The organism is Pelagibius sp. (assembly GCF_965249265.1).
In the GTDB taxonomy this organism is placed as follows: Bacteria; Pseudomonadota; Alphaproteobacteria; order Kiloniellales; family Kiloniellaceae; genus Pelagibius.
The window spans coordinates 3,109,562-3,124,357 of the sequence record NZ_OZ252224.1; the positions used below are offsets into that span (position 1 = coordinate 3,109,562).

Sequence of the window (14,796 nt, forward strand, 5' to 3'; positions counted from 1 at the left end):
AATTAAGTTCACAAAATCGAATTGTTTTTGATATTTAGTTCGATATTATTGAATTAATAAGATCCTTCGATCCGGACCTTTTGCAGACACTGGTGGCCTTCGCCGAAACCGGCACGCTGGCGCGTACGGCTGAGGTCGTCGGACGCACGCCTTCGGCGGTCACGGCACAGATGCAGCGCCTCGAAGCGCTGGCCGGCATTTCTTTGCTTGAAGCTGCCGGCCGCCGCCGGGTGCTGACCGAAGCCGGAGAGAGACTCGTCGGCCACGCACGGCGCATCCTGGCCGCCAACCGCGAGGCCTGGCTCAGCCTTGCCGGCACCGCCGCCGACGGCCGGATCGGCCTTGGCTTGACCCAGGACTTCGCCGGCGGGGCTCTGCCGCCGCTTCTCAACGCCTTTGCCCGCACCCATCCGCGGGTACGCCTCGACCTGCGGGTCGGTCGCTCCCTGGAACTCTCGAAGGATTTCGCGGCGGGACGCATCACCGTTCTGCTCGCTGCCAGAAGCAAGGTCGAGAGCGACGAAGCCGCTGTGCTGCAGGAACCGATGCGCTGGCTTTGCGCCAAGGACGGCCTCGCCGGCAAGCCTGACGGTACGTTGCCGCTGGCGGTCCTCGATGCCCCCTGCAGCTTCCGTGAGGCCGCGTTGGGGGCGCTCGAAGCCGAGGCGATCCCTTACCGGATCGCTTCTACCGGCCCCAGCCTCGCGGGCCTTTATGCGGCGGTCTGCGCGGGCATCGCCGTTACCGTCCGCACCGCCCGCTCGATCGACGGCAATGTCGTCGCGGCGCCCAGGAAACTGTCGCTGCCCAGGCTACCCCGCGCCGAATTCTCCCTCCGCGTTCGCCGGGATGCGGAAGAACCGGCGCATCGCCTTGCCGAGCTTCTCAGCAGCGGACTGAGACTTGACGCCACATCGCCGGCGCGGGGAACCGGCATTCACCGGTAAAGCCAACAGGCTAACCCGCCCCCGGGCTCACGGCGTCACCGCACGTTGGCGGTGCCGACAACCTGGTCGAGCGCGTTTTTCAGATTGGCCACCGAGCGGTCGACATTGTGCAGCTTGTCGAGGCCGAAAAGACCGATGCGAAAGGTCTGGAAATCGTCGCCCTCGTCGCACATGAGCGGCACCCCGGCGGCGATCTGCAGGCCCTGGGCGGCAAACTTCTTGCCGGTCTTGATCTCCGGATCGTCGGTGTAGCAGACCACCACGCCGGGCGCGCCGAAACCTTCCGCCGCGACGGACTTGAAGCCCTTGGCAGCCAGCAGCGCGCGCACCTTGTCGCCCAGTTCCTGCTGTTCGGCCTTCACCTTGTCGAAACCGTAGGCTTCGGTCTCCTTCATGGTGTCGCGGAAGCCGGCCAGAGCGTCTGTCGGCATGGTGGCGTGATAGGCGTGACCGCCGGCCTCGTAGGCCTCCATGATCTCCAGCCACTTCTTCAGATCGCAGGCGAAGCTGGAAGACGCGGTGCCATGGATGCGTTTCTGCGCCTCGGCGCTCAGCATCACCAGGCCGCTGCAGGGCGAGGCGCTCCAGCCCTTCTGCGGCGCGGAGATCAACAGATCGACCCCGATGGCCTGCATATCCACCCAGATGGTGCCGGAGGCGATGCAGTCCAGCACGAAGAGGCCACCGACGGCGTGCACGGTCTCGGCCAGGGTCTTCATGTAGTCGTCCGGCAGGATCATGCCCGCGGAGGTCTCCACATGCGGCGCGAAGACCACGTCCGGCCGCTCGGCCAGGATCGCCGCCACGGCTTCCTCGATGGGCACCGGGGTAAACGGCGCCTGAGACCCCTCGCCGTTCCGCCAGGCCTTCAGCACCCGGCTCTCGGCGGGGATGTTTCCGGCCTCGAAGATCTGGGTCCAGCGGTAGGAGAACCAGCCGTTGCGGATCACCATCACCTTCTTGTCCCCGGCGAACTGGCGGGCCACCGCCTCCATGGCATAGGTGCCGCCGCCCGGCACCACCGCCACCGCCTCGGCGTTGTAGACCTGCTTCAGGGTTGCGGAGATGTCGCGCATCACCCCCTGAAAGCTCTGGGACATGTGGTTCAGGGCGCGGTCGGTGAAGACCACGGAGTATTCGAGCAGCCCGTCGGGATCGACGTTCTTCAGCAGGCCGGACATAACTTTCTCCAGATGGCAAAACCTGCGGACCGCAGGCAACAAACCGCAGGCCGGGGGGCCGAGAGGTGTTGAGTCTCAACATACCCCAAAATCGCCGGGACGGAAGGGTCCTCAAGCAGGACCGGCTTTGACGATTTCGCGCAGGCCATCCCGCAAAACCAGCAGGGCTCTCTAATCATTCAACGTGGAGCGGATTGACCCCGGGACCTGTAAAGCGCAAGCTAATGGACAGAAGAAGGGGGCCTCCACAGAAAGTCGGGAAGGTGGAAAGCCTCCACAGCGCAGACAAGGCCAAACCCGGGGGGGAAGCGCCATGGGGGAGCGGGTTACGCATGTCACCATTGTCGGGGGCGGTACGGCGGGCTGGCTGACGGCCCTTTTGCTGGGCACCTTCTGGAAAGATCAGGGGAAGGAGCGCGACGGCAAGCGCATCACCCTGATCGAGTCGCCGAACGTGTCCACCGTCGGCGTCGGCGAGGCAACGGTGCCGGCCATGCCCCGGCTGCTGAAGCAGGCCGGCATTTCGGAGCGGGTTTTCTTCAAAAACTGTAATGCCTCCTTCAAGCTGGGGGTGCTGTTCGGCGACTGGAACCGCGACGCGAACGGCCGGCGCATCGACTACATCAACTCCTTCAACGAGGGGCCGGTCATCGGCGGCGTGGAGACGGCGCAGCAGTTCCTGCAGTTCGGTGCCGGCGGGCGCGACTTCTCCGACGTCATCACCCCGGCGCTCGATCTGGGGCGCGCCTGCAAGGGCCCCCGGCCACTGAACGCCAAACCCTTCGAACAGGGTGTCGGCTTCGCCTATCACCTGGATGCCGGGCGCTTCGCCGGCATGCTGCGAGATGTCTGCCTCGCCCGCGGGGTCGAGCATGTGCGCGACGACGTGGTCGACGTGGAAAAGGACGAGCGCGGCTTTATCACCGCCCTCACCCTGAAGGAAAAAGACCGCCTGCCGGTGGAGCTGGTCATCGATTGCACCGGCTTTCGCGGCGTGCTGATCAACGGCGCACTGGACGAACCCTTCATCGACTATTCAAAGTATCTCGCCAACGACCGCGCGGCGGCAGTGCAGATCCCCCACCCGGACCCGGACAGGATCGAGCCCATGACCCGCTCCACCGCGCTGGGGGCCGGCTGGGTCTGGCGGGTGCCGCTCTACAACCGCGTCGGCACCGGCTATGTCTTCTCCAGCGCCTACCGCAGCGATGAAGAGGCCTGCGACGAACTGCGCGCCCATCTCTGCGCGACGGCGGGCCCGGAACACAAAGATGCCGAGCCGCGGGTCATCCCCATGCGGGTCGGGCGCACGCGCAACCCCTGGGCCAAAAACTGCGTTGCCATCGGCCTGTCGAGCGGCTTCATCGAACCGCTGGAATCCACCGCCATCTTCATGATCGAGATGAGCATCCGCTGGCTGCTGGCCTATTTCCCCGACAAGGACTTCGCCGAGCCGCAGCGCGCCCGCTACAACAAGGTCGCCACCGAACTCTATGACGAGGTGCGCGACTTCATCTGCCTGCACTACGCGCTGGGCAACCGAACCGACAGCCAGTACTGGATCGACGCGCGGGAGGAACTGGCGGTGCCGGACTCCCTGGCCGCCAACCTGGAGCTCTGGAAGAACAAGCTGCCGACCCGCTACGACCTGGAGTCAGCGCAACTGTTCTCGCACCAGGTCTATCACGCCGTGCTGCTGGGCAAGAAGGTCTATGAAACCGGTTTCGCCGCCCCGCCCGAGAGCAGCGTGACCCTGAAACGCAACCAGTGGCGCGACTACGTGAAACAGGTCCGCCGCGGCATCGACCAAGCCGTCCGAAGCCTGCCCGACCACAAGACCCTGCTCACCAACATCCGCGGCGAGGACCAGACTGCACCCGCCGCAGCGGGACCGAAGCTCCCGGCCAAACCCAAGCTCGGCAAACCCATCATCCCCCCGGCGACGGTGCCCCTCCCCGGACAAGCGGCACCGATGAAGCCGGTGATCGTGAACAAGCGGGAGCGGGGGTGAGTGTGCGATCATGAATCCGCACTGAAAAACGGGCTTAAACACCAAGCAAAAACAAGAGAATGACCGCCGTTCCCGCGGCCGCCAGGACAGCGCCCGCAAAGGCCTGCGGTCTCGGCGCCTGTCCTTCCTTCACCCAGAGTATCGGGAGGACCAGCACCGGTGAAAGCGAGCCCAGCACCGCCGCAATGCCCGCATCGATGTTGGCGAAAGCATAGAGCAGCAAGGAGGAGGCGATCCCGTATCCGATAAAGCCCGGCAGGATGGTTCGGCCCAACAGAGCCGGTGTCATCTGCGCCTGCGACCGGAAAACCCGCGCGGGCCAGAGCGCAACCAGCGAGATTACAAAGGCAGCCCCAAGCAGACGGATGGCCGAGGCCGCCAACGGCTCGGTCCCGGCGAGCATGGCGGGCTTCATGATCAGAAAGCCGAAGCCCTGAAACCCGGTCGCCGCGACCCCAAGCAGTACAATGCTTGTCATCGACCCCCTCACTTCATCGCTCTCCGAGGCCGCATTTCCGCCGAAGACGATCGCGAGACCAACGCCGAAGAGCGCAACCCCTGCCCCGATCAGATCCAGGACCGACGGCGCCTCGCCAAGCCAGACAAACGCCAGGACCGCGACAATCGGCGCCTTTAATGACAGCAACAGTTCCGTGCGTCGGGGGCCACCGCGGCGCAGGCATTCGATCATCGCCAAATTGCCGAGAAGGATGCCAAAACAGATACTGAGACCGAAGGCAGGCCAGTGGCTCCAGGCCACCGTCTGCCAGTATCCAAAGAACGAGCAGATCACGACCAGAATGGCGGCGCAGGCGATCAACTGAATGCGGGTGAACTCGAAAGCACCGATCATCCGCGCGGGCCGCTGGGCCAGCACGATACCCGTCGCCCAGCCGAGCGAGGCTGCGAGGGCTGCAAAGGCAGGCAGAATGAGCATGACAGCTTCCCAAAAAAACGCTACGTAAAGAGTAGCAGTAATATGCTACGTAAAAAGTAGCAACAGGAGATCTCTGGTGCCGTCCTCTATTCCCCGTCCCGGCGCGCCCGTACGCGGTTCCGCTAGCGGAAAACCCATCATGGCCCTGTTCGACCTGCTCGGCCGCAGCTGGGCGCTCGGCGTCATCTGGCAGTTGTCGAACGGCCCTATGACCTTTCGCCAGCTTCAGGAAAGCTGTGAAAGCGTGTCGCCAACAGTGCTGAACAATCGGCTGAAGGAACTGAGAGAAACCGGCGTCGTCGCACGCGGTGACGGAGGCTACGCGCTTACGCCAACAGGCAGGGAACTCTTCATCCTGCTCGAACCTTTCGGCGCCTGGTCGGTCCGCTGGGCCGAGAGGTTTTCAGGAGACGAACCGAGCGCGTAATCTACCGCCACCGGCTGAAAAGCTGACCTATGCCTTATCGTCGGATGATGTCTGCTGATGACCGATTCTGTTGAAAAAGTCTGATGTTGCGGCGGGCCGGTATCGTTGATTCATTGCAGCATTCGAAGCTGGAGTGAATGCGATGATGGGTTCGCGGCAAATTGACCAGGGTGCATTGTTCTACGAGTTCTCGCTCGAGGATCACGTGCCGGCGGACCACATGTTGCGATCGATCGACCGCTTCGTGGATCTCAGCATGGTGCGGCAGCATCTGGCCCCCTTCTACAGCCCGACCGGTCGGATCCCGAGCTGCTGATCCGAATGCTGATCGTTGGCTATTGCCAGGGCATCCGCTCGGAACGCCGGCTGTGCGAGGAGGTTCATCTGAACCTGGCTTACCGGTGGTTCTGTCGGCTCGGTCTTGAGGGCGAGGTACCCGATCATTCGACCTTCTCAAAGAACCGTCATGGCCGGTTCCGCGACAGCGACCTCCTGCGTCACGTCTTTGAGACGGTGGTGCAGCGCTGCCTCGACGAGGGGCTGGTGGGCGGCGAGGGTTTCGCGGTCGATGCCAGTCTGATCAAGGCCGATGCCAGTCGCCAGGAGGGCATCGAAGGCGCCAAGGGCCTGCCGCCGAAGAAATCGAGCCGGGCAATCGATGAATATCTGGCCGTGCTGGACGACGCGGCGTTCGGGGCCGCGACCAAGGTGACGCCAAAGTTCCTCTCGCCGGCCGATCCAGCCGCGCGCTGGACCGGCGCACACGGCGGCCAAGCCTTCTTTGCCTACTGCAGCAACTACCTGATCGATCTCGATCACGGTGTCATCGTCGATGTGGAGGCCTCGACCGCGGTTCGTCAGGCCGAGGTCAAGGCAGCCAAGACCATGATCGAGCGGACCGAAGCGCGTTTCGATCTCTACCCGCAAAGGCTCGCCGGCGATACGGGCTATGGCTCCGCCGAGATGCTCGGCTGGCTGGTGCATGAGCGCGGCATCGAGCCGCACGTGCCGGTGTTCGACAAGTCCAAACGCCGCGACGGAAGCTTCTCACGCGAGGACTTCACCTACGATCACCAGGGTGATGTCTATTTCTGCCCGACCGGCAAGATGCTGACCAGCAAGGGCACGATCGTGAACGACAACCAGCTCATGTACCGCGCCAGCAAATACGACTGCGAGGTCTGCAGCCTCAAGCCGCGCTGCTGCCCTAAGGAACCGGCACGAAAAGTGCCACGCTCCATCCACGAAGGCGCTCGCGACATGGCCCGAGACATCGCCTTAACCGACGCCTATCGAACCTCGCGGCGGCAGCGCAAGAAAGTCGAGATGTTGTTTGCCCACCTCAAGCGCATCTTGGGTCTCGGCCGCCTGCGATTACGGGGCCCCTGTGGGGCTCACGATGAATTCCTCCTCGCAGCCACCGCTCAGAACCTCAGGAAGCTAGCAAAGCTGATCCAAATGCCGCAGCCAGACCCAGCCGCTTAACAGGCAAACCCGGCAGAAAGATCAAACGGTCTCAGCTCGACAGGCACGCCCACCAGTTTTTCAACAGAATCGACCCAAAGCGGAATTGCTCTCGGCGTCGGCGACGGTCAAGCGCATTCGTAGTCACTCCAAGCGGCAGCCGCCCGTAGGCTGTGAGAAACCCGACGTTTTCGTGTCGATCTTGACCATCGGCGGGGCCTTTCTTTAGGAAAGTAGTTCGCGTGCGGCATGGTTTGCACCGCTTGGCTCATCGACTTTCTGGGTGGGCAAGAATCAATTCTGAAGACGCCTCGTGTCTGAGGCATATGCCTCAAGCCAGCAGAGTTCGGGGCGCGAACATCGTTCTGATCAAAAGCTCGGCGATCAGCAGGTTCAGCCCCCAGGAAAAAACCATCATGCCATCTCGGAGGAGGCCCAGTGGTTCTGTCCCGACAACAACCACCCACCCGATCCCAAGGACAGTTTGCGTGGATGCGCCCTGGCCAATTGCGTAGGCGCGGAGCATTGCAGCGCTGTGTCCCAAGACGTTTCGCGACCTGATTGCAATTACGGCCCACGCGATCAGGCCAACCATCCACAGGCTCAGCACAATCCGCGTCCAGTACAGCAGAAAACCCTGAAGCTCATCCGAAAACGCGAAGAAATGGGTCATCCAGAAACCTGTCAAAGCGCTTACGCACCCAGCCGCGGCGATCATGCGGCCGGCCGCGCGATGCATCGCCGGGTAATGGCGCCTCACGCTCGGCAGGAATTGCAGTGCACCGACGGTACAGAACAAGAAACTGCTCAGTATGTGCAATACGATAGGCAGGGGATCGGCTAAGGCGCGCGGGTTTTCAGGCACGATCGCCGGGCCACCCCCCAGTTCGATGACGCGGAGCAAGCCACCAAAGGTCGGCAGAAAGGAATAGACCAGAATGATCGCGAGCAGTGCCCACTCGCGCCTGCCAACCGTTTTCATGGGAGCTCCCTCGCTTGATTGCATCTCTCCAAGTCAGGGGCGGTATATCCATACGCTGGCAAGCAGTGGATTGCCGAAATTCGTCCAGCTGCTATACGTCAATGTATGAACTGGCAGGCGATTTCCTTTGACTGGAATCAGGTGCGGGCGTTCCTTGCGGCCACCGAGGAGGGGTCGTTTAGCGGCGCGGCGCGAGCGCTGAAATCTACTCAGCCGACGATTGGCCGTCAGATTTCGGCGCTGGAAGGCTCACTTGGGGTCACGCTTCTCGAGCGCAGTATTAGGGGCCTGACCCTCACTCAGGAGGGCCGCGAGCTTCTGGATCACGTTCGGGCCATGGGCGAGGCAGCGACACTGATCTCGATGGTTGCCGACGGGCAGTCGCAGGACGTGACGGGCGAGGTCACAGTCACGGCGACGGACCTGATGTCTGCCGCGATGCTACCCGCCATCCTCGCGCCGCTGCGGCAGACCGCCCCGGGGATCAGGGTGCGCATTGTCGCCACGGGCGACATCCAGAATCTGATGCAGCGTGAGGCTGACATTGCGATCCGGCATGCCCGTCCCGACCAGCCGGAGCTGATTGCGCGCCATGTCGGTGACTTCCGGGCAAGCCTGTATGCTGCAAGTGTCTATCTCGACCGGGTCGGCCGGCCGTGCAAGCCACGCGACGTGGCCGATCACGCCTTTGTCGGCACCCCGGACCCGGAGCGCCTGATTGCCCCACTTCACGATCAGGGCATTCCCGTCCGGGCCGAGAGCTTCGTCATGTCCAGCGACAGCAACGTGGTGGAGTGGGAGATGGTGAAAGCCGGCTACGGCGTGTCGATGCAACCCGAGGCGCTGGGCGAGGCCGAGCCGCGTATGGAGAAAGTGCTTCCAAGCCTGCCCTCGCTGGAGTTTCCGATCTGGCTTGTCACCCATCGCGAGCTCCGGACCAATCGGCGGATCAGGGTAGTCTTCGACACGCTCGCGCGAGGGCTGGCGGAGGTGACCGCAAGGGCGTCATGAAGCATCTCATTGTCGAGAGTAAGTTGGGTCGCAGCGCCACGAGCTAGGACAAATGACCGCCTATGGCACCTCGCGGAAGTCCATAACCTGTCATAGGCGGGTCGGCGTCTGGATGAGGGTCGGCCAAGGGGGCTTAACGTTTCGGTCTTGTCCCCTACCCCCGCACCCTCTCACTCTTCGGATCGTACATCGGCTTCAAACTGGCCAGCGCCGGGAACCTTTCGCCGGCCACTTCGATCTCGTAGGTCGAGCCCAAGACGTCGTCGGGTTTCTCTGAGACATCGCAGTCGACGTAGCCGAGGCCGATGGCGGCGCCGAGGTGGTGGCCGTAGTTGCCTGACGTGAGATAGCCGGCGATGGTGCCGTCGCGCCAGATCGGTTCGTTGTGGTAGAGCAGCGGTTCGGCGTCCTGCAGCTTGAACTGCAGCAGACGCTTCGAGAGACCGAGCTGCTTCTTGCGCAGCACCGCCTCGCGGCCGAGGAAGTCGCCGAAGCGGCCCGCCGCCTTGTCGGGCTTCACGGCGAAGCCCAGGCCTGCCTCAAGCACATGGTCCTCGTCGGTGATGTCGTGGCCGAAGTGGCGGAAGGCCTTTTCCATGCGGCAGGAGTCCAGCACGTGCATGCCGCAGAGTCTGAGACCGTGGGCGTCGCCAGCCTCGGCGATGCGGTCGAAGACGTGGCGGGCCATGTCGGCGGAGACGTAGAGCTCCCAGCCCAGTTCCCCGACATAGGTGATGCGGTGGGCGCGGGCAAGCGCCGAGCCGATCTCGATCTGCTGCATGGTGGCGAAGGGAAAGGCCGGGCCGGAGAGGTCCGCCGAGGTCAAAGGCTGCAGCAGCTCGCGGGACTTCGGCCCCATGACGCAGAGCACGGCTTCGGAGGGCGTCACGTCGGTGGCGACGCAGTGAGCCTCCTCGGGGATGTGGCGCTTCAGCCAGGTGAGATCGCGCACGCCGACCGCCGCGCCGGTGATCACCAGAAAGGCGGTCTCCGACAAGCGCGTGACGGTGAGGTCGGCCTCGATCCCGCCGCGCCCGTTCAGCCACTGGGTATAGACGATCTTGCCGACGGGCACCGAGACATCGTTGGCGCAGACCCGCTGCAGCACCGCCTCGGCATCGCGGCCCTCGACCCGGATCTTGGCGAAGGAGGACATGTCGAAGAGGCCGACACCCTCCCGCACCGCCTTGTGTTCCTCAGCGGCGTAGTCGAACCAGTTCTGGCGCTTCCAGGTATAGCGGTAGTCCGCCGCCTCCCCTGCTTGTTGAGCTTCCTTGGGTAGGAACCAATTGGCGCGCTCCCAGCCCGCGACCTCGCCGAAGCAGGCGCCGCGCTCGGCCAGGCGCTCGTGCAGCGGCGACTGGCGCACGCCGCGCGCCGTGGCGAACTGCCGGTAGGGAAAGTGGTCGGCATAGAGCAGGCCGAGGCTCTCCGTCGCCCGCTGATAGAGATAACTGCGGTTGTTCTGAAAGGGCTGCATGCGGCGGATATCGACGTCCCAGAGATCGAAGGGCGGTTCGCCGCCCTCCATCCACTCGGCCAGCGCCTTGCCGGCGCCGCCGGCGGACTGGATGCCGACGGAGTTGAACCCGGCGGCGACGTAGAAGTTCTTCAGCTCCGGCGCCTCGCCCAGCAGATAGCGGTCGTCGGGGGTGAAGCTCTCCGGCCCGTTGAAGAAGGTGTGAATGCCCGCGGTCTCCAGGATCGGCAGGCGCGCCACCGCGGCCTCCAGGATCGGCGCGAAGTGGTCGAAGTCCTCCGGCAACTGGTCGAAGCAGAAGTCCTCGGCGATGCCGTCCATGCCCCAGGGCTTGGCCACCGGCTCAAAAGCGCCGAGCAGGATCTTGCCGGCGTCTTCCTTGTAATAGGCGCATTCGTCGGGAATACGCAGCACTGGCATGTCGCGCGGCAGGTCGGGAATGTTCTCGGTGACGATGTAGAAATGCTCGCAGGCGTGCAGCGGTACCTTCACACCGGCCATCAGGCCCACTTCCCGCCCCCACATGCCGGCGCAGTTCACCACATAGTCGGCGGTGATGGTGCCCTTGTCGGTCTCGACGCCGGTCACCCGGCCGCCTTCCTGAAGGATGCCCGTCACCTTGGTCTGCTCGAAGATCTTCGCGCCCTTCTGGCGCGCGCCCTTGGCCAGGGCATGGGCGATGTTGGCGGGGTCGGCCTGGCCGTCCTTGGGCAGGAAGACGCCGCCGGTGACGTCCTGCATGGCCAGTTGCGGATAGGCCTCGGCGACCTCCGAAGGAGTCAGCACCTCGACCTCCAGGCCGAAGGTCTTGGCCATGGAGGCACCGCGCTTCAGCTCTTCCAAGCGTTCCTCGGTAATGGCGACGGAGAGCGAGCCGTTCTGCTTGAAGCCGGTGGCCACACCGGTCTCGGCTTCCAGGGTGCCGTAGAGCTCGGCGGAATACTTGGCGAGCTTGGTCATGTTGGAGGTGGCGCGGAGCTGGCCGATCAGCCCCGCGGCGTGCCAGGTGGTGCCGCAGGTGAGCTGCTTGCGCTCCAGCAGCACCACGTCGCTCCAGCCCAGCTTGGCCAGATGATAGGCCAGGGAACAGCCGATCACCCCGCCGCCGATGATGACCGCGCGGGCCTGTGTCGGAAAATCACTCATCGCATTGGCCCTCCCTCAGGCCCCCAGATCAAACCTCTCGGTCAAGCCCGCAGACGCTCGTTCTTCGGATCGAAAAGCGGCGAAACCGCAACCTTCGCCGGGCAGCGTTCGCCCAGGATCTCCACCTCCAGGTCCTCGCCATCCTGGGCCAGGTCGGTCTCGACATAGGCCAGTGCGATGGACTTGTTGATGCGGTGGCCGTAGCCGCCGGAGGTCACCAGCCCGACCTGGCGGTCACCCTTCCAGACGATGGAACAGAAGGGCGCGTCCGCCGTCTTCGCCTCCACCACCAGGGGCACGAAACGCTCGACGGAGCCGGCCTGCTTTTCCTTCAACAGCGCCTCCCGCCCGATGAAAGCTTCCTTGTCGAGGCGGATGAAGCGGTCGAGGGAGGAACGCAGCGGCGAGTACTCGCTGGCCAGATCCTGTTTCCAGGCCATGTAGCCCTTTTCCAGGCGCAGCGAATCCATGGCGTACATGCCGAAGTCGCGGATGCCGTGTTCTTCGCCGGCCTGCCACAGCAGGTCATAGACCGGCGCGACGGCCTCGACCGGCAGGTGCAGTTCCCAGCCCAGTTCGCCAACATAGTTCACGCGGATGGCATAACCGCGGGCCTGGGCAACCTCGATGGGCTGCACCGACAGCCAGGGGAAAGCCGCATTGGAAAGGTCGCTTTCAGTGACCTGACTCAGCACCTCGCGGGACTTGGGACCCGCCAGCACCAGCGTCGACCAGCGCGGCGTGACGTTGGTCAGGGTGAAGGCCGCATCGGCAGGCAGATGGGCCCGCAGCCAGTCTTCGTCATGCCACTCCCCGGCCGCGGCGGAAATCAGCCAGAAGCGGTCCTCGCCGAAACGGGTCAGGGTCATCTCCGTCACCACGCCGCCGCGCTCCGAACAGAAGTAGCCGAGCGAAACCCGCCCGACCTTCGGCAGCGGACCGGCGATGAGGCCGTTCAGCCAATCGGCGGCGCCGGGGCCGGTCACCTCGAACTTGGTGAAGCCGGGCATGTCGAGAATGCCGACGGCTTCCGACACCGCCTTGCATTCGGCGGCGACGGCGGGATACCAGGCTCCCTCGCGGTGATAGGTCAACGCCACCTCCGGCTGCGTGCCGGCGTCGGCGAACCAGACCGCCCGCTCCCAGCCGCCGCGGCCGCCGAACTGCGCGCCCTTGGCCGCCAGCTTTTCATAGAGCGGCGAGACCTTGGCGGGGCGCCCGGCAGGCCGCTCTTCGTGCGGAAAGCCGATGGCGTATTCGTTCTGGTAAAGCTCCACCGCCTTGTCGACGACATAGCGCTTGGTGGCGAAGTCCGTGTAGCGGCGCGGATCGATGACCCAGAGATCCCACTCCGGCTCGCCCTCGACGATCCACTCCGCCATGGTCTTGCCGGCGCCACCGGACTGCGCGATGCCGAAGGAGAACACGCAGGCTTCATAGAAGTTCGTCAGACCCGGCGCCGGCCCGACCAGCGGATTGCCGTCGGGCGTATAGGGGATCGGTCCGTTGATCACCTTCTGCACGCCGACGGAGCCGAGGATCGGCACCCGGGCGCAGGATTGCTCAATGTACCATTCCAGGCGGTCGAGATCGTCGGGATAGAGCTGGAAGGAGAAATCATCCGGCATCTTGTCGAGCCAATGGGGCGTCGCCTGCCACTCATAGGGGCCGAGGATCAGGCCGTTGCCCTCCTGACGCAGGTAGTAGCTGTCGTCGGGATCGCGCAGCAGCGGGATCTTGTCGCCCAGCGCCGCCAACTCCGGAATCTCCTCGGTCACCAGATACTGGTGGGACATGGCGACGGAGGGCACGTCGCGGCCAACCATGCGGCCGATCTCCGCCGCGCGGTAGCCACCGGCGTTCACCACCTTTTCGGCGATGATCGTGCCCTTCTCGCTTTCCACCTTCCATTCGCCCGAGGGAAGCTGCGAGATCGCCGTGACAGCGCAGAAGCGCACGATCTTCGCGCCCATGTCGCGGGCGCCCTTTGCATAGGCCTGGGTCAGCTGCGAGGGATCGATGTCGCCATCGTCCGGGTCCCAGAGGCCGCCCTCCAGGCCATGCAGTTCCAGGAAGGGATAGCGGTCCTTCAACTCGTTCGGCCCCAGCATCTCGTAATCGAGGCCCTGGTAGCGCGCCATTGCCGAGACGTGGCGGAACTCCTCCATCCGCGCCGTGTTCTGGGCCAGGCGGACGGAACCGGTGCGGTGATAGTTCATCGGATAGTCGACCTCTTCGGCCAGACGCCCGAAAAGCTCCGACGAATACTTCTGCAGCTTCATCATGTTCCAGCTGCCGGAAAAGGTCGGGCAGTTGCCCGCCGCATGCCAGGTAGAGCCGGAGGTCAGTTCGTTCTTTTCCAGCAGCACCGTATCGGTGCAGCCCATCTTGGCGAGATGGTAGAGGGTCGAGGCGCCGACCGCGCCGCCGCCGATGATGACAACTCTTGCATGGCTCGGAAGATCTGCCATGACGCACTCCCCTGTTCCTTGGCCCTTGGCCTTTGTTCGGCGGCCTTCAGGCCGTATCGGTTCTTAGTAGATCGGTGGTGCAACCACCCAGATGACTTCAGCGCGGACCCGGCCCGGATTACGCCAACGGTAAGGTTCGTGATCGATCCGGAAACTGTCACCGGCGGCAACGCGGACCCATTGCTCTCCGATCCAGAGATCCAGCTCACCAGCGACGACATAGCCGGTTTCCTCGGTGTCCCGTTCCTCCGCCTCGGCCATTTCGGCGCCGGCCTCAAAGAGGCTGCGGATCACCTCAAAGGCGCCGCCGAGATCCGGCGACAGCAGTTCCTCGGTCAGGCCGTCGGCCACGGAGCCCAAGGTGCGCCGGGAGGCGGCGCGCACCACAACACCGCGCTCCTCCGGCGGCACGCCCTCGTGGACGAAGAACCACGACAGCGGTGCATCCAGCGCCTCCGCCAGCTTGCGCAGGTCGGCGATGGACAGCTCGGAGAGGCCGCGTTCGATCTGGCTCAAATAGCCGACCGAACGGCCGACCTTCAGGGCCAGTTCGCTGAGGGTCAGCCCCTTGGACTTGCGCAGGGCGCGCAGATCACCGCCCAAGCTGGCGGAACTCGGCGGGACCGCCTGCTGGCTCAGACCCGGCTGGACGGCCCCATTTCTGCTGTTGCTGGTCCTGCTACTGCTTGTCGCCACCCTCTGCGCCTCTTGTATCCCGTTCAGCCTGGAAACCTGACTC

General features: G+C 64.2%; 10 protein-coding genes and 1 pseudogene. 5 read left to right on the forward strand and 6 right to left on the reverse strand.

Annotated elements, in window-relative coordinates:
- Positions 1-80 precede the first annotated feature (80 nt).
- Complete coding sequence (locus tag ACP146_RS14810; RefSeq protein WP_422367520.1) at positions 81-947, forward strand: LysR substrate-binding domain-containing protein; 867 nt, start codon at positions 81-83, stop codon at positions 945-947.
- 35 nt (positions 948-982) lie between these two features.
- On the opposite strand, the gene ACP146_RS14815 is transcribed toward ACP146_RS14810, so the two are convergent.
- Positions 983-2,128 carry an aminotransferase class V-fold PLP-dependent enzyme gene (locus tag ACP146_RS14815; protein ID WP_422367521.1) on the reverse strand — a complete coding sequence of 382 codons (1,146 nt, stop codon included), beginning with the start codon at positions 2,126-2,128 and terminating at the stop codon, positions 983-985.
- A gap of 313 nt (positions 2,129-2,441) precedes the next feature.
- Here ACP146_RS14815 and ACP146_RS14820 point away from each other — a divergent pair, with 313 nt between their 5' ends.
- A complete protein-coding gene (locus ACP146_RS14820; RefSeq protein ID WP_422367522.1) occupies positions 2,442-4,139 on the forward strand; it encodes a tryptophan halogenase family protein in 1,698 nt (565 codons plus the stop codon).
- Positions 4,140-4,173: 34 nt separating this feature from the next.
- Here the strand turns inward: ACP146_RS14820 and ACP146_RS14825 are convergent, their stop codons facing one another.
- A complete protein-coding gene (locus ACP146_RS14825; protein ID WP_422367523.1) occupies positions 4,174-5,076 on the reverse strand; it encodes an EamA family transporter in 903 nt (300 codons plus the stop codon).
- Between the two features lie 139 nt (positions 5,077-5,215).
- Between ACP146_RS14825 and ACP146_RS14830 the strand changes: the two genes are divergently transcribed.
- Both ACP146_RS14830 and ACP146_RS14835 read left to right on the forward strand, forming a co-directional pair.
- Positions 5,216-5,503: a winged helix-turn-helix transcriptional regulator gene (locus ACP146_RS14830; protein ID WP_422367524.1), complete on the forward strand. Its 288-nt coding sequence runs from the start codon at positions 5,216-5,218 to the stop codon at positions 5,501-5,503.
- Positions 5,504-5,645: 142 nt separating this feature from the next.
- Positions 5,646-6,988: pseudogene (locus ACP146_RS14835) on the forward strand (transposase).
- 310 nt (positions 6,989-7,298) lie between these two features.
- On the opposite strand, the gene ACP146_RS14840 reads toward ACP146_RS14835, so the two are convergent.
- Entirely contained in the window at positions 7,299-7,949 is a 651-nt protein-coding gene (locus ACP146_RS14840; protein WP_422367525.1) for a DUF2306 domain-containing protein, read from the reverse strand.
- 105 nt (positions 7,950-8,054) lie between these two features.
- On the opposite strand from ACP146_RS14840, the gene ACP146_RS14845 reads away from it, so the two are divergent.
- A complete protein-coding gene (locus ACP146_RS14845; protein WP_422367526.1) occupies positions 8,055-8,960 on the forward strand; it encodes a LysR family transcriptional regulator in 906 nt (301 codons plus the stop codon).
- Positions 8,961-9,114: 154 nt separating this feature from the next.
- Here the strand turns inward: ACP146_RS14845 and ACP146_RS14850 are convergent, their stop codons facing one another.
- From ACP146_RS14850 to ACP146_RS14860, 3 genes are all read right to left on the reverse strand, one after another.
- Positions 9,115-11,586, reverse strand: coding sequence for a GcvT family protein (locus tag ACP146_RS14850; RefSeq protein WP_422367527.1), 2,472 nt, complete (start codon positions 11,584-11,586; stop codon positions 9,115-9,117).
- A gap of 41 nt (positions 11,587-11,627) precedes the next feature.
- Entirely contained in the window at positions 11,628-14,057 is a 2,430-nt protein-coding gene (locus tag ACP146_RS14855) for a GcvT family protein (RefSeq protein ID WP_422367528.1), read from the reverse strand.
- 63 nt (positions 14,058-14,120) lie between these two features.
- A complete protein-coding gene (locus ACP146_RS14860) occupies positions 14,121-14,753 on the reverse strand; it encodes a helix-turn-helix domain-containing protein (protein ID WP_422367529.1) in 633 nt (210 codons plus the stop codon).
- Between the last annotated feature and the right edge of the window lie 43 nt (positions 14,754-14,796).

Bases quoted from the DNA above. Each gene is read 5' to 3' on its own strand.
- ACP146_RS14815 (WP_422367521.1), bottom strand. From the start codon at position 2,128: ATGTCCGGCCTGCTGAAGAACGTCGATCCCGACGGGCTGCTCGAATAC.
- ACP146_RS14820 (WP_422367522.1), top strand. From the start codon at position 2,442: ATGGGGGAGCGGGTTACGCATGTCACCATTGTCGGGGGCGGTACGGCG.
- ACP146_RS14825 (WP_422367523.1), bottom strand. From the start codon at position 5,076: ATGCTCATTCTGCCTGCCTTTGCAGCCCTCGCAGCCTCGCTCGGCTGG.
- ACP146_RS14830 (WP_422367524.1), top strand. From the start codon at position 5,216: ATGGCCCTGTTCGACCTGCTCGGCCGCAGCTGGGCGCTCGGCGTCATC.
- ACP146_RS14840 (WP_422367525.1), bottom strand. From the start codon at position 7,949: ATGAAAACGGTTGGCAGGCGCGAGTGGGCACTGCTCGCGATCATTCTG.
- ACP146_RS14845 (WP_422367526.1), top strand. From the start codon at position 8,055: ATGAACTGGCAGGCGATTTCCTTTGACTGGAATCAGGTGCGGGCGTTC.
- ACP146_RS14850 (WP_422367527.1), bottom strand. From the start codon at position 11,586: ATGAGTGATTTTCCGACACAGGCCCGCGCGGTCATCATCGGCGGCGGG.
- ACP146_RS14855 (WP_422367528.1), bottom strand. From the start codon at position 14,057: ATGGCAGATCTTCCGAGCCATGCAAGAGTTGTCATCATCGGCGGCGGC.